The sequence below is a fragment of the Vibrio sp. H11 genome (assembly GCF_004804295.1).
In the GTDB taxonomy this organism is placed as follows: domain Bacteria; phylum Pseudomonadota; class Gammaproteobacteria; order Enterobacterales; family Vibrionaceae; genus Vibrio; species Vibrio ostreae.
This window is the reverse complement of record NZ_SSHN01000002.1, coordinates 411,712-433,506: the sequence shown is the minus strand read 5'-3', so window position 1 is coordinate 433,506 and position 21,795 is coordinate 411,712. Positions and strand designations below refer to the sequence as shown.

General features: G+C 41.2%; 15 protein-coding genes. 7 read left to right on the top strand and 8 right to left on the bottom strand.

Annotated features, from left to right (window positions below):
- Window positions 1-32 precede the first annotated feature (32 nt).
- Together E6C74_RS04690 and E6C74_RS04685 are read left to right on the top strand one after the other, a co-directional pair.
- Window positions 33-2,453 carry a DEAD/DEAH box helicase gene (locus tag E6C74_RS04690; RefSeq protein WP_123016593.1) on the top strand — a complete coding sequence of 807 codons (2,421 nt, stop codon included), beginning with the start codon at window positions 33-35 and terminating at the stop codon, window positions 2,451-2,453.
- A gap of 167 nt (window positions 2,454-2,620) precedes the next feature.
- Window positions 2,621-5,065, top strand: a complete 2,445-nt coding sequence (locus tag E6C74_RS04685) for a DEAD/DEAH box helicase family protein (RefSeq protein WP_136483524.1) — start codon at window positions 2,621-2,623, stop codon at window positions 5,063-5,065.
- Window positions 5,066-5,126: 61 nt separating this feature from the next.
- Here the strand turns inward: E6C74_RS04685 and E6C74_RS04680 are convergent, their stop codons facing one another.
- A complete protein-coding gene (locus tag E6C74_RS04680; RefSeq protein ID WP_168796954.1) occupies window positions 5,127-5,789 on the bottom strand; it encodes a site-specific DNA-methyltransferase in 663 nt (220 codons plus the stop codon).
- Window positions 5,790-6,462: 673 nt separating this feature from the next.
- Window positions 6,463-6,828, bottom strand: a complete 366-nt coding sequence (locus E6C74_RS04670; RefSeq protein ID WP_136483523.1) for an elongation factor Ts — start codon at window positions 6,826-6,828, stop codon at window positions 6,463-6,465.
- A gap of 74 nt (window positions 6,829-6,902) precedes the next feature.
- On the opposite strand from E6C74_RS04670, the gene E6C74_RS04665 reads away from it, so the two are divergent.
- Complete coding sequence (locus tag E6C74_RS04665; protein WP_113599862.1) at window positions 6,903-7,052, top strand: hypothetical protein; 150 nt, start codon at window positions 6,903-6,905, stop codon at window positions 7,050-7,052.
- 129 nt (window positions 7,053-7,181) lie between these two features.
- Here the strand turns inward: E6C74_RS04665 and E6C74_RS21255 are convergent, their stop codons facing one another.
- On the bottom strand, window positions 7,182-7,580 hold the full coding sequence (locus E6C74_RS21255; RefSeq protein WP_136483522.1) for a hypothetical protein: 399 nt from the start codon (window positions 7,578-7,580) through the stop codon (window positions 7,182-7,184).
- A gap of 166 nt (window positions 7,581-7,746) precedes the next feature.
- Between E6C74_RS21255 and E6C74_RS04655 the strand changes: the two genes are divergently transcribed.
- Genes E6C74_RS04655 through E6C74_RS04645 form a run of 3 tightly spaced genes read left to right on the top strand, consistent with a single transcriptional unit; the run spans window position 7,747 to window position 12,001 of the window.
- Window positions 7,747-9,237 carry a type I restriction-modification system subunit M gene (locus E6C74_RS04655; RefSeq protein WP_136483521.1) on the top strand — a complete coding sequence of 497 codons (1,491 nt, stop codon included), beginning with the start codon at window positions 7,747-7,749 and terminating at the stop codon, window positions 9,235-9,237.
- Entirely contained in the window at window positions 9,237-11,003 is a 1,767-nt protein-coding gene (locus E6C74_RS04650) for a restriction endonuclease subunit S (protein ID WP_136483520.1), read from the top strand. Before E6C74_RS04655 ends, E6C74_RS04650 begins: the two co-directional genes overlap by 1 nt.
- A 2-nt stretch (window positions 11,004-11,005) precedes the next feature.
- Window positions 11,006-12,001 (top strand): hypothetical protein, encoded by a 996-nt coding sequence (locus E6C74_RS04645; protein WP_136483519.1) that lies wholly within the window; start codon window positions 11,006-11,008, stop codon window positions 11,999-12,001.
- Window positions 12,002-12,930: 929 nt separating this feature from the next.
- Here E6C74_RS04645 and E6C74_RS04640 read toward each other — a convergent pair.
- The 3 genes from E6C74_RS04640 to E6C74_RS04630 form a co-directional block, all read right to left on the bottom strand.
- Window positions 12,931-13,902, bottom strand: a complete 972-nt coding sequence (locus E6C74_RS04640) for a hypothetical protein (RefSeq protein ID WP_136483518.1) — start codon at window positions 13,900-13,902, stop codon at window positions 12,931-12,933.
- 201 nt (window positions 13,903-14,103) lie between these two features.
- Window positions 14,104-14,694 (bottom strand): recombinase family protein, encoded by a 591-nt coding sequence (locus E6C74_RS04635; protein ID WP_123016600.1) that lies wholly within the window; start codon window positions 14,692-14,694, stop codon window positions 14,104-14,106.
- Window positions 14,695-15,325: 631 nt separating this feature from the next.
- Window positions 15,326-15,613 (bottom strand): hypothetical protein, encoded by a 288-nt coding sequence (locus E6C74_RS04630; RefSeq protein ID WP_043854181.1) that lies wholly within the window; start codon window positions 15,611-15,613, stop codon window positions 15,326-15,328.
- 682 nt (window positions 15,614-16,295) lie between these two features.
- Between E6C74_RS04630 and E6C74_RS04625 the strand changes: the two genes are divergently transcribed.
- Complete coding sequence (locus E6C74_RS04625) at window positions 16,296-16,835, top strand: hypothetical protein (protein WP_031428775.1); 540 nt, start codon at window positions 16,296-16,298, stop codon at window positions 16,833-16,835.
- A gap of 176 nt (window positions 16,836-17,011) precedes the next feature.
- Here the strand turns inward: E6C74_RS04625 and E6C74_RS04620 are convergent, their stop codons facing one another.
- The gene (locus E6C74_RS04620; protein ID WP_076008405.1) at window positions 17,012-18,763 is read right to left on the bottom strand and encodes an ATP-binding protein; all 1,752 of its coding nucleotides are present in this window, start codon (window positions 18,761-18,763) and stop codon (window positions 17,012-17,014) included.
- Window positions 18,764-18,772: 9 nt separating this feature from the next.
- Complete coding sequence (locus E6C74_RS04615) at window positions 18,773-19,918, bottom strand: SIR2 family protein (RefSeq protein WP_136483517.1); 1,146 nt, start codon at window positions 19,916-19,918, stop codon at window positions 18,773-18,775.
- Between the last annotated feature and the right edge of the window lie 1,877 nt (window positions 19,919-21,795).

The window sequence follows — 21,795 nt, the reverse complement described above, 5'->3', positions numbered from 1 at the left end:
GCACTTTTACGTTCTACTAGGAATAAGAATAAATGAACGTTATCGCGCAATCTCAAGCCTCAGAACATACACTGGTTCGTTCAACAGAGTCCTGCTCAGTCGCCATTCTTAACGGCGAGTCTCTAAGCTTCGATCATGACAAGTACAGGGTCGTTGCTGTTCGCAACGACAAAAACAACCTGGCTGAAGTTATCCGCTATTACCGTGATGCTGGCTTCAATAACATCAAGTTAATCATTGATTCAAAAAAGCTCCCTGCTCAAGCTGTAGATTTCATGATGATTAATTATCGCGACGCTAGGTGTGATCTTTATGATTTAGCATCAAAGCGACTCTACAGTCTGAAAGACTACAACGATACAATCCAGTATTTATCTCTTTGCTATCAGTTGACGAATTGCGGCATGCGGGGTGACGAAATCATTGACTGGCTAGCTAAAAAACTAGTCCGTACAATTCCTCTGATCTGTTCCGATGCTAAATCATGCTTGAGAACTTACCGTTTCTATCTTCACAAAGACAATAATTTCCTTAGTAAAGTTTTAGATTGCCTTGAACTACAGCTACACCACTATCATTCATCAGTTCAAGATTTTATGAAGCTTAGAACGCCGACGAAAACAATCCGTACTTCAACTCTCGACTGTCCAGAAGTGTGTGAAGCGCTAGCCAATGAGCGAACCCTTGCGATTAAATCTGCAACAGGGACTGGTAAAACGAAACACGTCTTTGGCCCTATTACTCAGCTAGCTGAGCAAAACAATAAATCCGTGGTATATCTTTCTCACCTGATGGCTTTAGTAGAACAATACTGCATTCAAAATCATGCGGTCAGCTATACCACTCAAAACTTAACTCAGCTTGAACAGTCGAAAGCGATGGGATTAGTCGTCAATAGTGTGTGGAAAGCACATATCCAAGCATATTGCCACAATGCTGATACCTTGATTATTGATGAGTTTGAGAAAGTAATTTCAACTGTCGTGTGTTCGGAGCATTCACTACAAATGCCTAAACAACGCGTCTTTCATTGCTTGTCTGAGATTATTCGCTCCATTCCACAAGTCATTGTGGGCGATGCTGATCTTTCCGATATTAGTTTAGGCTTCTTGAAGGATTTACGAGGTGACGTGACTTTAATCCAGTGCGACAAAAACCCATATCTGGGAATTGAAGCAGTTATCACAGATAAAAATCAGTATCTTTATAGTCAGGATGAACTCAAGTCTAAATTGTTGGAGGACAAGGTGTTTCTCTTTGACTCGCTAGTGACACTTCGAGGAGTAGTTAAACAACTTGGTTATGAGGACAAACAAGGTTTAGATAGTGAGACTGCGGCTCTAAACGACGGTGTGCTAGTCATTCACGGGGAGAATAAAGGAATGGACGCACAACGTGCTTTTCTGGCTAACCCGAATGAAGAAATCTCCAAATACAAAGCGATTATCGCTTCTCCCTGTCTAGGGTCAGGCTTCTCAATCGTCAAAAACTTTGCCAATAGAGTTGTCGTATTCTGTGACAAAACACTAAATCCATTTGAACTAGTTAACTTCGCACGTCGATTCCGTAAAGCAAAGGAGATTTGTTTCACCGTAGATGCCCATCAAGACTTCTTCTGCCGCCCGACAAGGGCAAGAGTCTACAATGCGAATATTCACTCAGCGCCAACAGACCACCTAGAGATTGCATTCGGTAACGTGAAATCACAGTTCACCGCACCTCTGGGGCTACATCTATGGCTAACATTGAAGGAACTCGGCTTTCATGTTGATCCGCTACCATCCTCAGTGTACTCACAGAGCTGTGGGTCTAAAACGAACAAGCAATATTTAAAAGCTTACAGAGAGGCGTTGGTCAACGCCATTATGCAATCTGTCGATTTAACCCAGCATGACGTGAAGCGGCTTATGATGGCTGATAAGCGCACAGCCAGTGACAACGCAGCCATCTCGAAGCATACAATTAAAAGCTACTATCATTTGACTGAAGTCACAAAAGAAGATGTCGAATTTCATTTCCTGTTTTCTAAGAACAGAAAGCTCTTCGACAAGCTATTTTCTGTTCCAGCGCCAAACGAAGATAACAGCAAGTACTCAACATATCGCCGCTTGGCGAATTTAATCAATGAGGGTCTGTTCAACGGACACCAGCTTAATTCTCAATCACCTTCTATCATGATCCATAGGGAGCAGATTTTGGGGTTTGTTAATCTGATGATCGAAAATCGGGAATTAGTCAATTGGACACTGCACAAAGATACTCACATCCCACTATCACTCAACGAAAACAGCACGACAAATAAAAAGATGCTGTATTTTGGGCAACTCATGAAGTCTCTGGGTTTTGAAATCGGTAGATTTAGCGGAACAACAAATAAAGCGAAAATCTCTCTGACTCAAAGGGCGCGTAGCTACACTAGATTAAGTACCGAGTCTCTAGATATCGTTGCTTAACTGACTTCCCGTTATGCTATTGCATAACGGGATAACTATTTCCACGAATAGCATCTGGTATTTCATGCATACCGTTACCCACTTCACTGATAAGTCAGTATCTTTTCTGCTTTTATGCATCCTTTGGTATAGTCATGAAATGCATTTGTACTGAGCTGGCTAATCGCATGGAATCGACAATCAATAAATCAAAGCTATCTGAAACCGACATCATCACGAAATTCATTCTTCCCGCTATCAAAGATGCAGGATGGGATGATATGTCTCAAATCCGTCAAGAGGTTAAACTGCGTGACGGTAAGGTCATTGTTCGTGGTCAGGCAGCTGCGAGGAAAAAGGTTAAGTCTGCGGATATCGTTCTTTACCATAAACCGAGCATGCCTCTAGCAGTTGTCGAAGCTAAAACGAATAAGCATGAAGTCGGCAAAGGTATGCAACAAGGACTAGACTACGCCAACTTACTTGAAGTCCCTTTTGTCTTTGCCTCAAATGGCGACGGTTTTATCTTCCACGACAAAACCAACCCAGCTCAACTCGAAACTGAAATTCGACTTGAAGACTTCCCAACACCTCAGCAACTATGGGACAAATACTGCGTTTGGAAAGGCTACAAAACCGAGCACCTTCCAGTCATTACTCAAGATTACCATGATGATGGTAGCGGTAAGTCCCCGCGCTACTATCAGCTACAAGCGATAAACAAAACCGTGGAAGCGGTCGCAACAGGACAAAACCGTGTACTCTTGGTTATGGCAACGGGTACGGGCAAAACTTACACTGCTTTCCAGATTATTTGGCGACTATGGAAGTCCCGAGCCAAAAAACGCATCCTGTTTTTGGCAGACAGAAACGTTCTGGTCGATCAAACTAAGAGGAACGATTTCCAGCCGTTTGGCCCCGCTATGACCAAAGTCACTGGTCGAACAGTCGATCCCGCTTACGAAATCCACCTAGCTCTGTATCAAGCTCTGACTGGCCCAGAAGATTATCAAAAAGCATACAAACAGGTCGATCCTGATTTCTTTGATCTTATTATCGTTGACGAGTGCCATCGTGGCAGTGCCGCTGAGGACAGCGCATGGCGCGAGATTCTTGAGTATTTCGGTTCAGCGACTCAAATAGGGCTAACCGCAACACCAAAAGAAACCGATATCGTGTCTAACACCGAGTACTTTGGCGACGCCATTTATACCTACTCTCTAAAGCAAGGTATTGAAGACGGTTTCTTAGCCCCTTATAAAGTTGTGCGTGTGGATATCGATGTAGATTTACAAGGTTGGCGACCAACCAAAGGACAAGTCGATAAACATGGTGAAGTTATCGAAGACAGGATCTATAACCAGAAAGACTTCGACAGAACCATGGTCATTGATGAGCGAACAGAACTGGTTGCACAGACCATCACCAGCTACCTCAAGCGCACCGATCCGATGGCGAAGACCATTGTGTTCTGTAATGACATTGACCACGCAGAACGTATGCGACGAGCACTAATCAACTGCAACCCTGAGCAAGTTGCTAAAAATGAAAAATATGTAATGAAAATTACTGGTGATGATGAAATCGGCAAAGCTCAGCTTGATAACTTCATCAGCCCCAAAAAGGCTTACCCTGTTATCGCAACCACCTCAGAACTCATGACAACAGGTGTCGATGCAAAAACTTGCAAACTGGTTGTTCTTGACCAGGGCATTCAGTCGATGACCAAGTTTAAGCAGATCATCGGTCGCGGTACTCGTATCGATGATCGTTACGGAAAGCTATGGTTTACCATTCTCGACTTCAAAAAGGCGACTGAACTTTTCGCTGATGAGCGCTTTGATGGTGTACCAGAACGAGTTAAAGAGACAAAACCAGAAGACTTCGATACCGATGAAGGACTCGATGAGATCATCGATGGTGAGGATGAGCTTGAACAAGACGATCCATTTGAAGGGGAAGATATCGACCCTGAAAGCATCCAAGAACCTGAAGCTCCATACGACTCTGGTTCATCGCCTTCAGATGGTAGCAATGCCGATGATGATTGGCAGGATGAAAACCGAGTTAGAAAGTTCCATGTCAACGGTGTAACGGTGAAAGCCATTGCCGAACGTGTTCAATACTACGATTCCGACGGCAAACTCGTAACCGAATCGTTCAAAGACTATACCCGCAAGACGATGGCAAAACAGTTCACCTCAATGGATGACTTTGTTAAGCGCTGGCAAGATGCCGATAAAAAGCAAGCAATCATTGATGAACTGGCAGAGAAAGGCATTATCTGGGAAGCGTTAGAGCTGGAAGTAGGCAAAGATCTCGATCCATTCGACATGATTTGTCATGTCGTATATGACCAACCAGCACTCACCAGAAAAGAACGCGCTGACAACGTCAAAAAGCGCAACTACTTCACTAAGTACGGTGAAACGGCTCAGCAGGTGTTGAACAACTTACTAGACAAGTACGCAGACGAAGGCGTTCAAGAGATTGAGAATATTCATGTACTCAAAGTTAAGCCTTTTGACGAGATGGGACGCCCTGCTGAAATCGTCAAAAAGTGCTTTGGCGGAAAAGAGCAATACTTAGAAGCGATTTCTGAATTGGAAGCTGAGATTTATCAATCAGCCTAATTCCCACAACCCCACATTGCTACTCGGCTACCTTCAGGTAGCCGTTAACTGTATTAGCCTTTTAAGTTCCAAAATCCATACGCTGGCGAATATACTCATGGGCAGACGGAGAAATATCGTTCCCTTTAAACCGACGATTCAAGTTTTTAGCTGCAACCAAAGTCGAGCCAGAGCCAAAAAACGGATCAACAACTAGCTCCCCTTCTCTGCTACTTTGAGCGACCAGAACTTCCAAGAGACTTACTGGCTTTTCAGTTGGATACCCTCTATAGACTCGTTTATGGGTCAGTATGTCAGGTATGCTCAAATCATTGAGCTTCCTCTTACCCTTTTCAAAAAACAGTATGTATTCGTGTCGAGCACGGTAGTGGTAGCCCATACCAATGCTCACTTTGTCCCATACAATAGGTTTCCAGAATTTGAAGCCGATTTTTTCTGCTATCGGCTTAATAACAAACATCGTTTCTTGGTCACAGAAAAGGTAAAAGTGCGAGTGGTTCTTAAGCACACGATAGACCTCACTGAGTAACGCTTCGAATCTATCGTTAGGAAAAATATCAAACCATTGATTACTTGACGCCTTGCTAACCTTAAGCCGAGTTGTTGTGCCAATTTTTCGGTGTTTTTCTAAAGACTCATAGGGAGGGTCGGTGATTAATAGATCAACGCTCGCAGCATCGAGCGTTGACAGCCATGTAACAGCATCATCTTGAAATAAGTTCATCAGAGTTCTATTCAACAAGACTACTGCATGCTTTCCCATTCATATAGGCTTGAGATTGCACTCCTTTATCCAGGCGACGACAATCTATACAGTAGCTTTGATATCCTTCAGGGTTTCGAGCGGTCACTCTAGCAGGTGTTTTACCAAAGGACGATGGATATGGATGAAAAACGTGCTCTCCTCCATTTGCATCAGAACAATGAGGACAAGACTTAAATTTTTGGCCTGTATGGGGATCTCTTTTGTGTATCATCCCTACGTTCAAACGTTTGTTACAACAACGGCATGCCATGCAAAGCTCCTCTTTAGCATCATAGACAACTTATGATACTCACTGCTTATAAATCAAACAGTGAGGAAAGCAACAAAGTTCATCTTAGCTTGTCACCTTCTAATCCTTACAAATGAGCATTCTTTTGGTTTCCTCGATAGAGATGAGACCCCAATCTAAATTCTCATTCATTACGATTAGTCGTGTATCAGGCAAAACGCTCATTGCTTCATCTATAGCCAACTTTAATGAGTCGAAGTCGAGACTCATTGCTCGGAGATCTGTCCTCTCTTTCCCGACAACATCATACCAATGCCCCTTGTACATCCTGCGCCCCTCTTAATAACGATAATTTATTAGTAAAAGTCAGAAAGAATAATTCTACGTCAAACGCATCCGTCTTTAACGGCTCTTATCTTCATCCAGCCAACTGGATATCTCTGCTAACCCTGCAAGCGAATCCTCATTCAAGCATCTATGGTTAACGTATTTTGGAACCACGACATCCAACCCCAATGCAACAAAATCTGGGTGCTCCGAAATGACTTTTACGTACTGTTCAAGCCGACTCTCTGGTGTAGACTCCCTTTGCAAATGCTTCTTAAGAGCTTCACTGAACTTACGAATTTCGTCAGGGGAAGCATCTTCTATGTCCTCATATTCAGAACACTGAAGTTCTTCGTAAAGAACATCGGCCAGTTGCTTATGGCTCCAGCCTAACGCATCCAACATAGTTCGAATTTGCTTTTGTTTTTGGGCTGTCCCCATTTGTCCCTACCCTACTAGTTACTATGCAATGGTCTCAGCGGAGACAATCATTCATAAACGAAAAGGAAAATATTATGTCTAAAAACAAAACACCAATGACCACTGAAGCCGCTGCTCGTATTCAATCGCATGAAGCGAAGAATAATGGCGGAAAAGTAGAAAAAGGCTCCTTTGTAGGCCGTGCTCAACGTGCAGCTGCTAATAACCAAAAACAAGGTAAGTAAGGAGATAAACATGAGCAAAGAAAATCCAAACTACCCAAGCAAAACTGGCGAGCCTTCTGGTAAAGGTCGTGGTAATACACCTAAACGCAAGTAACAACCTGAGGCAGCATTCGCTGCCTCATTTTCTATCTATGAACACCCTTTCGCGTTCAACTTAAACTGACTTAAAAACATCTGTTGATCCGATTTATAGTCTGAATACCGTACAGACTTTTCCGTTTCTGCAAGAGCACATAAACACGTTTCTCGCTTACTCTCATACCAACTCACCGACACCATATTTTTGGCCGAGTTTATGCAGGTATCAACGATGGCATACTCCACTTCGAGTGGGTAACGGTCTTCATCTAAAGCAGAGTTAACCTTGTATCCGCCGATAGCCCCGACTAGCAAAGCTGTACTCGCGGACACAAGTTTACGTTTGCTGAACTTGAAACCTTTAAAGTTCTTCTTACACTCTTTACACGCAATGTTTTCGGCAAATTCGATATCATTATCGGTCTGACAATGGGGGCATTCTATTTTCATGAAACCTAGACAACCTACAGATCAATTTATTAATTTAATATTCACTTGATTATTGTTTATTGAGCCATAAATGACCACCCTTTTGCATATGCACTAATTCACGTTTTTCATGTCAATTCTGCTATAATCTGCCCCAATTTTTTCAGTCAGTTAGTAGTAGAACTTTATGTCAATCAGTTCAGTGATCAAGTCTATTCAAGACATCATGCGTAAAGATGCAGGTGTGGATGGTGACGCGCAGCGTTTAGGCCAAATGTCGTGGCTTTTATTCCTAAAAGTGTTTGATGCTCAAGAAGAAGAGTTAGAGTTCGAGCAGGATGATTACCGCGAACCCATCACAGCGAAATACTTGTGGCGAAACTGGGCGGCAGATAACCAAGGTATTACAGGTGATGAACTGCTGGAATTCGTCAATGATGACCTATTCCCTGGTTTAAAAAACCTAACTGCACCGAAAGACACCAATCCTCGTGGTTTTGTGGTGAAAGAAGCCTTTAGTGATGCTTTCAACTACATGAAAAATGGCACACTGCTGCGCCAAGTGATTAACAAGCTCAACGAGATCGACTTTACTGACTCTAAAGAACGCCACCTGTTCGGTGACATCTACGAGCAAATCCTCCGTGACCTACAAAGCGCAGGTAATGCGGGTGAGTTCTACACCCCTCGCGCGGTGACTCGTTTTATCGTCAACAGACTGGATCCAAAGCTAGGCGAACAAATTATGGATCCCGCCTGCGGTACGGGCGGTTTCTTGGCTTGCGCGTTCGATCACGTCAAAGAGAACTACGTGACAAGCACGGCCGACCACCAAACGCTGCAAAAACAAATCCATGGTGTAGAGAAGAAACAACTGCCACATTTGCTGTGTATCACCAATATGATGCTTCACGGCATCGAAGTCCCTGTGCAGATTAAGCACGGCAACACGCTCAATAAACCGCTTTCAAGTTGGGATAGCAATATCAACGTGATTGCGACTAACCCACCGTTTGGCGGCACCGAAGAGGACGGGATTGAAAAGAACTTCCCTGCCGAAATGCAAACTCGTGAAACCGCCGATCTGTTCTTGCAGCTTATTGTCGAAGTATTGGATAAAGATGGTCGCGCTGGTGTGGTGTTGCCTGATGGCACCTTGTTTGGTGAAGGCGTAAAAACCAAAATCAAAAAGATGCTGACGGAAGAGTGTAACCTGCACACGATTGTTCGCTTACCTAATGGCGTGTTCAACCCATACACGGGTATTAAGACCAACATTCTGTTCTTTACCAAAGGCCAACCGACCAAAGAAGTGTGGTTCTATGAGCACCCTTACCCAGAAGGCGTGAAGAACTACAGCAAAACCAAGCCGATGAAGTTTGAGGAGTTCCAGCAAGAGATCGATTGGTGGGGGAACGAGGCTGACGGGTTTGCTAACCGCATCGAGACCAAGCAAGCTTGGAAAGTGTCGATAGAAGATATTATCGAGCGTAACTTTAATCTTGATATTAAAAACCCGTATCAGGACGAAGTAGTCAGCCATGATCCCGAAAAGTTACTGGCAAACTATCAGCAGCAACAGCAAGACATTAAAGCACTGCGTGACCAACTGAAAGACATTCTCGGTGATGCTCTTAGCTCTACCATTCAAGGTAAAAAGCAAGGTGGAGAACAATAATGGCTGTAGAAAACCTGATCACCGAGCATATTGATATTTGGACTTCGGCAGTGAAGACCAAATCAACCTCTGGTCGCGGCAGCAGCAAGAAATTAGAGCTTTACGGTGTTAAGAAACTGCGTGATCTGATCTTAGAGTTAGCGGTGCGAGGAAAGCTTGTTCCTCAAGATTCGAATGATGAGCCTGCTTCTGTTTTGCTAGAGCGAATTGCGCGAGACAAAGCGCAGCTTATTAAAGATAAAAAAATAAAGAAAAACCGTAAACAGCCTGAGATTACTCAAGATGAAATCTATTTCTCTGTACCTGAAAATTGGAGTTATGCTCGCTTAGAAGACATATATGATGTTCGTGATGGTACTCATGATAGCCCCAAGCCAACTAGTAAAGGATATCCATTAGTAACGAGTAAAAACTTATCATCAGGTAAGCTAGATCTTTCAACAGCAACATTAATTTCGAAAGAAGATCACTTGAAGGTCATAGAACGTTCTCGCGTTGATAGGGGTGATATCTTATTTGCTATGATTGGCAGTATTGGTAACCCTGTAATAGTGGATACAGATATTGAATTTAGCATTAAAAACGTGGGGCTTTTCAAGTATTACAATCCTAAAGATTCTTCTCCAAACTTCTTAAATTACTTCTTGAAATATGCTGCTGAGATAATGAAGAAGCAATCGACAGGCGGTGTTCAACCATTTGTATCGTTAGGTAAGCTTAGAGGTTTTGTAATGCCCATTCCTCCAATATCCGAACAACACCGCATCGTCGCCAAAGTCGATGAGTTAATGGCACTCTGCGATCAGCTTGAGCAGCGAACCGAAGCCAGTATCGAAGCGCATCAAGTGCTGGTAACAACTCTGTTGGACACACTCACCAACTCTGCCAATGCTGACGAGTTGATGCAAAACTGGGCGCGAATCAGCGAGCATTTCGATACCTTATTCACTACTGAAGAAAGCATCGACCAGCTTAAACAAACCATCCTACAACTGGCAGTGATGGGCAAGTTGGTTCCGCAAGATCCAAGCGATGAACCTGCTGCTAAGTTACTGAAAAGAATAGCGGAAGAAAAAGCGCAGTTAGTCAAAGAGAAGAAAATCAAAAAGCAAAAAGCACTACCGCCGATTGCTGAAGATGAAAAGCCGTTTGAACTGCCGAATGGATGGGAGTGGTGTCGATTAGGGGACTTGGAACTAAGCTCGGAAGCGGGATGGAGTCCGAAATGTTTGGACACACCCAGATCTGAAGATAACTGGGGGGTTCTTAAAGTTAGCGCAGTAACTTGGAACCAGTATAATCCTATGGAAAACAAAGAACTACCAAACTCTCTTGCACCACGAGAACACCTTGAGGTTCAAGATGGCGATTTCCTTATTTCACGAGCAAACACCGCTGATTTAGTAGCAAAAGCAGTTATTGTACCTAACGATTCGCCTACGCACCTAATGATGAGTGATAAAATAATTCGCTTTCGGTTTTCAGATAAAGTTAGCAGCCATTACATTAATTTATTCAACAACTCCCAATTTGCTCGAAATTACTATTCACAAGTAGCTGGCGGCACCAGTAGCTCAATGAAAAATGTATCAAGAGAGCAAATTAAGAACTTATTGATTTGCCTTCCTCCAGTTGCAACTCAAACAGCAATTATTGATATCGTGGGTTGTTTTTTCGATATATGCGAGCAATTAAAGCAAAAGGTTCAAGAAAACCAAATCACTCAATTTCAACTTACCGATGCAATTGTTGAACAAGCAGTATAACCATGAGCCTATACAATATCGCCAATAAAAACCTCACCGCACTGACACCGACCACCTTTGCAGCCGAAGGGCTGCAAGAAAGGCACGATTTACAAGAAGCGCTGAAAGGCTGTATTGATGCCATCGCACCTGATTGTTTGGTGATATCAGAAGAGTTTTCAGACTGGGAAGACAGTCGTCGCCGTATAGACCTGTTAGCCATCGACAAAAATGCCAACTTAGTCGTCATTGAGCTTAAACGGGATGAAATCGGTGCGCATATGGAACTTCAAGCGCTACGCTATGCCGCGATGATCTCTACTATGACGTTCGATAAAGCGTGTGACTACTATGCCCAGTACCTGAAGAAAGAAGGCCAAGAGATTGATGCCCGCGAAGCCATTCTGGAGTTTGTCGATCTCGATGAAAACAGCTTGGATGACTTTGGTAATGATGTTCGAATTGTTCTAGCCTCAGCAGACTTCGGTAAGGAACTCACCACTTCTGTCTTGTGGCTGCGTGATAAAGGCATCGATATCAGTTGTGTGCGCCTCACGCCCTATCGCTACAAAGAAGATGTACTGATTAATGCTGAACAGATCATCCCTGTTCCAGAAGTGGAAGAGTATCAGGTGAAGTTCCGCGAGAAGCGTGCCGAGCAGCGTACAAGCGTTCAAAAAGGCGAAAAAGATTACTCGGAGTACCGCTATAACGGTCATACCTATAAAAAGCGTCACCTCGCGCTAGCGTTAGTCACGGACTGGATCGAGAGGCATCAGCCACAAAGTTTAAATGAGGTACTCAACGCATTTAACGACCCCGTAAGACGACGCATCGCCATCTTAGCGGATGATATCCCTCAAGGTAGAATCCGCCGCTTCCACAGCGATGAGGACGCGTTGATTACGCTGCCTAACGACGAGGTGATAGCCATCACCAACCAGTGGAGCCTAAACAATATCACTCGATTGATTCACTTTGCAGAGCAAAGTGGCATGGTTGTAGAAAAAGCAGACTGATTCAGCTACCCAAAGTCGCAAGTAACAAGCTTTGAGTAGAACATCGTTCTCCTCGAAGCATTTTTTATTTGTTAATCAAATACGCAATCTTTAGGTTTTGATAATTTAAGCGAGAACAATGTTCTCGCAGTATCAATAGCCAGCTCACCAATCCCCTGTTACGCAACTCGTTACTCAGAGAACATTGTTCTAAGTTGATCATCTCACTGCTATAGGATCTATAAAATCAGGGGTTGAACAAAGCCTTGACTCAATACGACTTTGTGCTAAATAAGTTCATAGTATAATCATATTAATTACGAGCAATCCATTTAAAACCCCAAAAGTATAGTTTTTATTATACATAAAAAACTTTTTAGTCAAGTTGAAAAAACTCTTGATTAAGAAAAAACAATCTAATATATTAAATCCCGTAGCAAGAAGCAGAGCTTCTATCTAGAAAGTGGCTTAAATATATATTTAAACTAATATTACTTCATCTTTAACAGTAAAAGTAATTTCTTCCACCTCACTGATGGCTTAAAGAAAAATTAGTTTTAATACAAGTAAATGTATCACTATTTTATCCGCTAATAGATGGTTACTTCCGCGCCAACTGGCGGTTAAGCGTTGGATAAAAAGGTCGAGTCTATCTCGGCCTTTTTATTATTAATTGCAAAACTACTCTTCAGGACTTTTAATTAATCATATTTTTAGAAGGCTAGTTGTTGAGTATTAATTATTAACTCCACAAGCACTACTCTCTGAAAGCCTCTCTTATTAAAAGAAAGGTTCTCTGACTTATCATTCGGAACATTGTTCTTCCACAGTTTTTTATTGACTAATCAAATACCCAATCTTTACTATTTTAAGATTGGGATAAGAACATTGTTCCAAGTAAACATCATCTCACTGTCGAGATAGTTATTCACATAAAATCAAAACAGGTGTTACTTAAAAGCTAGCGTGAGATAAGGCAATACATACGCTTTGAGCTTAGACTCTATCTGTTCCACTGTTTTTAGTTGAGCTGGTAGAACATTGTTCATAGGAGTTTCAACATCTATAACAGTGACCATTCCACTCGCTCGTGGTACCGTTTTTTTCGTTACCACTAATAGTGCTTCGGCTTCACTTTCAACGGTATCGAGTGCACTTAATAAAGCGTCACATTGAGATATTTGCGGTGTGTAACGAATCAGAAATCGTGTAGGGTTTATTGGGCTTACGAATACTTCCCGAGCAAGCTCTGCTGTTTCGTGGTAAAAGTATCGTTCTACTACATCTCCAATTGATACCTTCCAACCTTGTTGAATTGCCGCAGTCGTTGTCGGCATCCAAAATTTAGAAAAATTCTCTCTTTGTGCTCTAGGCGCATTGCGTGTCAGATCGCCAATCACTGGGTGAGCAGGAACAAAGCCCATGTTCATAAAACCATCTCGTAATTCTTTGACAATTGGATTGGAGTCTTCGCATAACAAAGGGTAAATATCACGCCACAAATAATGAGGTTTTTCTATCGGAGATTGATACTTAGGATGGCTCATAACTTGGCATGAAGGCGGCAGTAACTCAGAGCGAATATAAATCACATGATCCACAGGCAATTGCAGATATCGCTCCAATTGTAAAAGGTTGCCACTCTCAACATTACCGATCGTTTCGGCAGCATCGAGTTTATTTTCACAAAGAACAATTGAACCATCACTTAATATCAGACGCATGTCTGGTCGGCATCCTGGATAGATAACTTGTGTTTCGACCTTGCAGATCAATCTGTTATCTTGGTCTCCAAAAATCAACCTAACAAACGCTCGACTGAAACTTTCTGAAGACCCTAACGCCGCAGCGAAGAACTCAGTTAAGTGATCCTCTTTTGCTACCGTTAGTTTTTGAGTATTGATGAATAAGCTCACAAGCATCCCTTTCTATCAGCGTCGTTTCCTAGCAGAAAGGTTATCCGATTTTCCAGTCAGAACAATGTTCTTGTATCAAATATCAGCGTGATATCTTAGTAGCCTTGCTCTAAGCAAGAACAAGGTTCTTGCAATATCGTTAAAACCTCTTAGCTAATAACTACTACTGGTAGATCTTCGCCTCTCGGTATCATAGAACATTGTTCTTCATTGAATACTTTCAGTTAACCGCTTGTTCCAATGCCGCTTGACCGTGGGGACGGAGATGCCTAGAGCATGAGCTGTTTTGGATTGGCTCAGCCCTCTTGCCCTACATTCTTGGACTTTTTGAGTTGTGGTTAGTGCTTCTGGTCTACCAATACGCTTACCTTCAGACTTAGCCCTAGCCTGCCCCTCTAGCGTTCGCTCTCGAATACGGTTTCGCTCAAATTCAGCAAATGCTGAGAACATTTGCAGCATCAATCGTCCCTCCGCCGAGCTTAGATCAGCGGTCGGCAGATCCAGAGAAATTGGCGTAACACCTTTTTCTAACAGCATACTGATCGTATGCTGAACATCGATGTTATCTCTTCCAAGTCGATCTAGCTTTAATACAACTAGTTTGTCCCCAGGCTCTAGTTTATGCTCAATCAACATTTTGAACTCACGTCGTTCAGTTGCAGGCACACTACCAGAAACTGTTTCATGTACAATTCGGTGTTCTTGAACATCGTAGCCAGCATTTCTGATAGCTAAGATCTGATTTGACACAGTTTGCTCACTAGTCGATACACGACAATAAGCGAATGTCCGTCCCATACTCCCCACAATAGCCCCCTTTTTGGCATCACAACTAGTATCATCAATCAGTTGGGTATCATAAAAATCAAAACGCCACTTTATGACACTGAAAACAGCTCACTCCATTCTAGTATCAGAAAACGGATGCTTGTTGATACTACAGATATGTTTACATCTCGCTAAAGTTGACTACTTAAGTCGATAATTTTGACAAAGTAACTTTGCCTTAAGAAAACCTAGAAAATAAATGAATATCCGTGAGTAACAAACATTACTCTAAATTTAATTCATCTATAATAAAAACAAAGTTACTATTAGTTTTCCTTGGCAATAAAATTAACACATAAAAAATAAATTTTATTTTATTAATTTTTCATGTTATAACTATTATAACTGTTATAACTATTATAAAGTTATGACTTACTATAACGCTTGAACTTTAAAAAACGAAGTTCATCGGATAAATTCATCAAAATTTGGGGAAAATTCTTCTGCCACTACTGGCACTTTCAACGCCAGCGTTGGCACATTGATTGCCAATCTTGGCAAATTCACTTGCCACCCGCTTTAATAACGGAATTTTCAAGGCTTTCACCACTTGCCTAACATAACTCAACACGCTTTAACGCTGTGCAAAAAAAGAACAACGTTAGAACACGTTGAATGTCTCATTTCTTCTTGACTTATAACGGTTACAACCATATAAACCAGGCACTCGGCATTCTTTCTCTTCCTTAATAGGTTGTCTTTTTAAACGAACTTGGGGAACATTGTTCTTTTCATCCAAATTAATAGAATTTGCTCTACGCAATGCTTCTTCATCGGAAATGTCGTTATAAACGACTTGAAATCTATTCGACTTAGTTTCACGTTCTTCTTTTGTAGATAGATAACTCATTTCACGATTACGTTTAGAATAAACCAAAACTTGAGACATATCGACAACCCTTTTGATATATATAAATAAATTCAATGACTATTATATTTATCAAGTAATATTATCTTTGTAAAGGACCTTTAATCACTATTTTAAAAATCACATTAACATTTAATTATTAAATAAAAACCGTTTGGTTTTTTAATTATTAAATTAGAAAAATAATAATTAGTTAAACTTCTACCTAAAAATGAAAAAGATCAGATTCTGGGCTATTAGTGATGCGATTTCTCTCCTCAAAGAACCACATATTCATCACCATGAATTCTCGGTTAGGATCCTAACCAAGAATGAACATCGGAGTCTAGCTGTGCGCTTAGTACTGCTATTTTCCTAGCCTAAAAGTAACCATATTCATCCCATAAATTCCGAGTTAGGATCCTAACCGAGAATAGAGAACAAATTCTGACTATTGGTGACGCTATTCCCCCTCCTCAAAGAACCATATTCATCATCATAGATTCCGAGTTAGGATCCTAACTGAGAATGGAGAACAGATTCTTACTACTATTGGTGATGCTATCCCCCTCCTCAAAGAACCATATTCATCATAAATTCCGAGTTAGGATCCTAACTCGGAAAAACCAATCAGGGATCAGGAAGGGTATTAGCGATCACCAGTTGCTATCTTCAACCATAAGTGTACAAAAATATATGTCATACTTACTTTTTATGGCTACTTATGAGCATTGACGTGAAGATTGAGGTTGCATTGGAGCGCCTGCATAAATTTGACGGGCGAGGTATACACGTTTATCGAAAGAGTGATCTCAGGAGATTATTTTTTGATGATTCACTTACAGCATTCCAGCAAAGTTTACCTCGTTTGGTGAAAGCTGGAGTACTAGAGCGGGTGTGCAACGGTGTTTATGTATTCTCATACAGTCGTCATAAGGACGGTTATACCATTGAATACATTGCTAAATGCTTGCGACGAGGCGAGTACAATTACATCTCTCTAGAATCGGCGCTTTCAGAATACAGTGTCATTTCTCAAGTGATGATTGATCGAATCACTATCATGACAACAGGGCGTAAAGGGGAGTTTAGAACTCCCTACGGAATCATCGAGTTCACACATACAAAACGTGATGATATTGACATTATCAGCAATACCATAACTTCAGGCCGTCCCTTGCGGATTGCGAAGAAAGAAGCTGCAATTCGAGATTTGAAAAGGGTTGGCAGAAACACGCACTTAATTGTGACAAATCACGATTAGGTACATGCTGGCACTGCCAAAAACCACACAACTCACTTTTGGACAGAAGTTTGCCAGCGACTTTCCTAAATTAGCGATTCATGAATAACTACAGGTATGGGAAGTCGCTTAATTTGATACCCAATTTTGATGGTCTAGAACACTCCCCAAATTACGTAGTCTCTAAAATTACTAGATTATTCAGACCATAGTTCTTGTAAATCAACATCTTCACTGTCTGGTTGCTTTTCTTTCTCTAATTCATCGACTTGCAACAACATTGGTAAGTCGAAAGCTGTACCCGTTATGACACAACTGCCTCTAGATAAATTAGGAATCATGCTTCTAGACATACTATCAAGAGTGCTAATCGTGTTATCTATCAAAAATAAATCTCTTTCATTCACTAGTCTATGAATAAAGAAATTATGTATTTGAGAAACAATAGTCGGTGAAATATCTGCTGGTCTTTGGCTTGATAAGGTCAAGAACATACCGAACTTTCGACCTTCTTTTATGATTTCTTCAAATGTCTCAAGTCGGTAATCTTTCCAGCTTTCATTCTCACGTGTAGATTGCTGTGATAGTACATTATGCGCTTCGTCAATTATCAGATGTATGGTCTTATCTGGTGGGTTGGCTACATTTGCTTTGTGTGGGTTGTAGTAGTGCTTGGCAATCAGAAGAGGTAAAACCTTTTTGATGTCTTGGTTGCATTTTCTGAGTGAAATGATTGTCACTGCTTTAGTTGCCAAAGGAGCATCTGATACTTTGATTACTTTTGTTAAGTTCGATAATGATGAGTCAATTCTTTTTAACAAAGGTTGAATAAAATCAAACTGTACGTATCCGCTGATAAGGTCTCGTATAAGCTGAATGTGGCACCTTATGCTGAACTGGTCTAAGTCGCTCAAATCGTTTGGGATGGTTAAGGCGTCAACATCGTCTTTGAGTCTGTTTCTATAACCCGCACCGTCAGCATTGAAGTAGGTGCCACCTGTAGTGTAAAAAACTTTATTGGTTCCGTGGAACGATACGGTCCTCAATGTGTTTTTGATTGCTCCATTGTCCAGCGTATTGGTGACGTCTCTTATGAGGTCTAAAAGCTCTGGGTGTGGCGAAGCCGTCGAAAACACCTTTTCATAGGTTGTCTTGATATAGTTGAGGAAATTATCTTCAGTATCAAAGCGTAGTTTCCCATTCACTATTCGATTAATAAATGGCTTCTGGGTGTTCTGCGTTGCCTGGAAGAGAAGACTTAAAGTGTCAGTGTCCCAGAACTCATCTTTGGCTAAAGGGAATTTATCTTCAGCCTGTCTCGTGTTTAGATTATAGATACGCTTGTGTTGGGGTGTAGTTAGCTGTCCGTTGGTGTACTCACCATTAAAATCGACAACAACAAACTGACTTTTTCCATTGATAGATTCAATCTTTTTATCAAACAATGTGGTGTAAAGATTGGTTAGTGTGTTTGATTTACCGCTGCCCGTATTCCCAAATATACCTATGTGCGAGTTAAATAACTTTTGCCACGGTAAAGATACTGGGAACTCTTCCTTCAAGAGTTTGCCAATAACAAAATCACCTCCAGCATTGCCATAAATGTCTGAAAGTCTTTTTTCTTCAAGTAGGAATACTGGGTCTTTAATCAAAGGTAGGTGTTTTATACCCTCATAAAATCTATCACCCTCGAAGTAACCAATAGGTTTTAAGTCTACTCTTCTTACGGGTTGGAGATCATCATCTGTTCGATTTTCATCAAGGTATTCACCCTCGACAATGCAAATAATTTTCTTAAAGCCACGTTCGATTTGTACGTACTCTCGGATTGATATCCCTTTATACTTTGTGCCGTCATAAAACAGTGTATCTTTGTTGGACTCTTCAAAGACTGTGATTGAAACCTTTACGCCTCGAACGGCGATAACCTCACCAACTAGGATTGACATTTAATTCTCCTAGCTTGGAAGTTTGAAAACTTCAGAGTTGAACAGGTAAAAATCAAGGTATGCACCTTCACGAGCTACTAATTTGACGTTGTTGAAGTCACCGAATAGCGTCTTCATTTTTTCAGCTGTAGCGTCATCAAAGCAGCATACGTACATAGTTAGTGATTTATTGCCTAGTGACCTTTTAATAAGGTTTGTGATGTGCTCATCGGCAAATGAGAAACCAAAAACAATGAGAGTAGAATCTTGCTTTTCTAGTTCATAACTCATTAGGCGCAGCATTTGGTAGTAGTGCTCGTCAAACACTGTCTCGTGAAACTTCCATTTAGTAGGGTTCACAATGGGTAGTTTGTTGTAGGTTTCCCAAAATTTCTTTTCAACACTATCAAAATTGCCGCTAAATGAAATTGCGTCAAAGTCATCTCTAGTTGAATCTTTATTGCTCAAGATAGCTTCAATCGAAGCTAGTTCTGCCTTTACATCATCAAAGAAGCCTTTTTCGAATTTTGATTTCTTATCTTGATAGTTTACTGCGATACGTTTGTCGTTAAGACTCCAGTATGCAGACCCATGCAAATGAACAAGATTGGTTTGGGGGAGTTTGTATTCATTTTTTCCAAACATGCTGCATTTGACTTCTGATGTGTCGAAGTTGCGAACTTCCAAAAACTTCCGTCTAAAACCTTTGGTGCCATCGTTGAGACGGAATTCGATGCTAGAGGACTGAAGCAGTAGTTCTTCATATGCGTCAGCAAAGCATGAATCATAGTTTGTGGTGAAAATGTTAGATTTTAACTGTGATTTGTTTTTAGATGCTATGACTCTAAGGGTATTGAGCAGTGTTTTATAGTTTTCGATTACATCTAGTTTGCCTTGGCTATCAACATTTCCAAAGAGTTCAGCCGAAAGTTTTTCAATATCTACATTGAAGGTAATAACTGGCTCGATGCACCCTACGTAGTAGTACATAAAAAGCAAAGATTTGAGCTTACATTTTCCTGAGTCTTCAAAAAACTTACCCAAGGTTTCAATCGATTCTCCATCGATTGCTGTCGCAAGGGTTGGGAAAAGCCCATATGATGCACCAGAGCCAATCAATAGGTTTACGTTGTTCTGCCAGATGTCATTAACATTTATTTCTTCTATAGATTCCATGCTCTTTTTCTTCAATGACTTATAATGCGAGCATTGTACCGTTTGAGTGATAGGAGATCAGTGATTGAAGCTAAAGAATCGGTTTACCTAAGAACATGTTGCGAGATTAGAGATGATTACTTCATATCGATGAGAAAATGTAGGTCAAATATCCGACATTAAAATGTGCTGAATAAATGCCATAGCTTGAAAAGGGGCAGAAACGAGTCTAACCGAAGCATGTCTATAAAATCGGTGGCTATTCAGATATCGTTGTTTCACTTGACTTCTCGATCATGAAAGCGGCGTCGTCTGGTATTGTTGTTTTCCTTGACCTCTAAGATAGATTTTTGAACCTTCCCCAACGATGTTTATGATCGGTCAAAGGTTACGTGATCGAAAAATGTCACATTTTCCATTACTATCAGTGATTTAATGACCATTTGCAGTACTTTGGCATCGTTGTTCTTCTATTCTATCTAACCACTCACGTATCTCGTTCTGCTCGCTCCTGCACCTCGGCTTTTATGGATACGATCGCTCGTAGACCACAGAAAATTGCTTCTTGATATCGCACGTAGACCAAGATCCTTTTTAAGAAATAATAATTTAAATACAATAGGTTATGGTCACATCCATCAGGAGAGGATCACTCCTAGACCATAGAAATTTGCTTTTAGAGATCGCTCGTAGACCTTAGGGGGCTGAATCGAAAGGGGGTCGATGAGAATAGGACATCGTTGTTTTCCTTGACCTCTAAGATAGATTATTGAATCTGACCCAACGATGTTTATGATCGGTCAAAGGTTACGTGATCGAAAAATATCACAATTTCCTTTAATATCAGTAATTTAATGACCATGTGCAGTACTTTGGCATCATTGTTCTTCTATTCTATCTAACCACTCACGTATCTCGTTCTGCTCGCTCCTGCACCTTGGCTTTTATGGTGAGGAACGCTCATAGACCACAGAAAATTGCTTCTTGAGATCGCACGTAGACCAAGAGCCTTTAAAGAAATAATAAATTAAATACAATAGCTTACAGACACACCCATCTAGAAGAGGATCACTCCTAGACCATAGAAATCTGCTTTTAGAGATCGCTCGTAGACCTTAGGTCGCTGAATCGAAAGGGGTTCGATGAGAATAGGACATCGTTGTTTCTCTTGACCTCTCGATCATGAAAGTGGCATTCACTGGTATCGTTGTTTTCCTTGACCTCTAAGATAGATTTTTGAATCTGACCCAACGATGTTTATGATCGGTCAAAGGTTACGTCATCGCAACATATCACAATTCCCATTACTATCAGTCAGTTAATGACCATGTGCAGTACTTTGGCATCGTTGTTCTTCTATTCTATCTAACCACTCACGTATCTCGTTCTGCTCGCTCCTGCACCTTGGCTTTTATGGATACGATCGCTCGTAGACCACAGAAAATTGTTTCTTGAGATCGCACGCACACCAAGAGCCTTTAAAGAAATAATAAATTAAATACAATAACTTACAGATACACCCATCTAGAAGAGGATCACTCCTAGACCATAGAAATCTGCTTTTAGAGATCGCTCGTAGACCTTAGGTCGCTGAATCGAAAGGGGTTCGATAAGAATAGGACATCGTTGTTTCTCTTGACCTCTCGATCATGAAAGTGGCGTCCTCTGGTATCGTTGCTTTCCTTGACCTCTAAGATAGATTTTTGAATCGTTACCCAACGATGTTTATGATCGATCAAAGGTTACGTGATCGCAAAATATTATAATTTCTATTACTATCAGTGAGTTAATTAGCGTTTATAGTACTTTGGTATCGTTGTTCTTCTATTCTATCTAACCACTCACGTATCTCGTTCTACTCGCTCCTGCACCTCGGCTTTTATGGAGAGGCTCACTCA

Excerpts from the sequence above, each read along its gene's own strand:
- E6C74_RS04670 (WP_136483523.1), bottom strand. The coding sequence starts at position 6,828 with ATGGGGACAGCCCAAAAACAAAAGCAAATTCGAACTATGTTGGATGCG.
- E6C74_RS04645 (WP_136483519.1), top strand. The coding sequence starts at position 11,006 with ATGAGCCTATACAATATCGCCAATAAAAACCTCACCGCACTGACACCG.
- E6C74_RS04625 (WP_031428775.1), top strand. The coding sequence starts at position 16,296 with ATGAGCATTGACGTGAAGATTGAGGTTGCATTGGAGCGCCTGCATAAA.
- E6C74_RS04630 (WP_043854181.1), bottom strand. The coding sequence starts at position 15,613 with ATGTCTCAAGTTTTGGTTTATTCTAAACGTAATCGTGAAATGAGTTAT.
- E6C74_RS04690 (WP_123016593.1), top strand. The coding sequence starts at position 33 with ATGAACGTTATCGCGCAATCTCAAGCCTCAGAACATACACTGGTTCGT.
- E6C74_RS04635 (WP_123016600.1), bottom strand. The coding sequence starts at position 14,694 with ATGGGACGGACATTCGCTTATTGTCGTGTATCGACTAGTGAGCAAACT.
- E6C74_RS04615 (WP_136483517.1), bottom strand. The coding sequence starts at position 19,918 with ATGGAATCTATAGAAGAAATAAATGTTAATGACATCTGGCAGAACAAC.
- E6C74_RS04680 (WP_168796954.1), bottom strand. The coding sequence starts at position 5,789 with ATGAACTTATTTCAAGATGATGCTGTTACATGGCTGTCAACGCTCGAT.
- E6C74_RS04665 (WP_113599862.1), top strand. The coding sequence starts at position 6,903 with ATGTCTAAAAACAAAACACCAATGACCACTGAAGCCGCTGCTCGTATT.
- E6C74_RS04620 (WP_076008405.1), bottom strand. The coding sequence starts at position 18,763 with ATGTCAATCCTAGTTGGTGAGGTTATCGCCGTTCGAGGCGTAAAGGTT.
- E6C74_RS21255 (WP_136483522.1), bottom strand. The coding sequence starts at position 7,580 with ATGAAAATAGAATGCCCCCATTGTCAGACCGATAATGATATCGAATTT.
- E6C74_RS04650 (WP_136483520.1), top strand. The coding sequence starts at position 9,237 with ATGGCTGTAGAAAACCTGATCACCGAGCATATTGATATTTGGACTTCG.
- E6C74_RS04685 (WP_136483524.1), top strand. The coding sequence starts at position 2,621 with ATGGAATCGACAATCAATAAATCAAAGCTATCTGAAACCGACATCATC.
- E6C74_RS04655 (WP_136483521.1), top strand. The coding sequence starts at position 7,747 with ATGTCAATCAGTTCAGTGATCAAGTCTATTCAAGACATCATGCGTAAA.
- E6C74_RS04640 (WP_136483518.1), bottom strand. The coding sequence starts at position 13,902 with ATGCTTGTGAGCTTATTCATCAATACTCAAAAACTAACGGTAGCAAAA.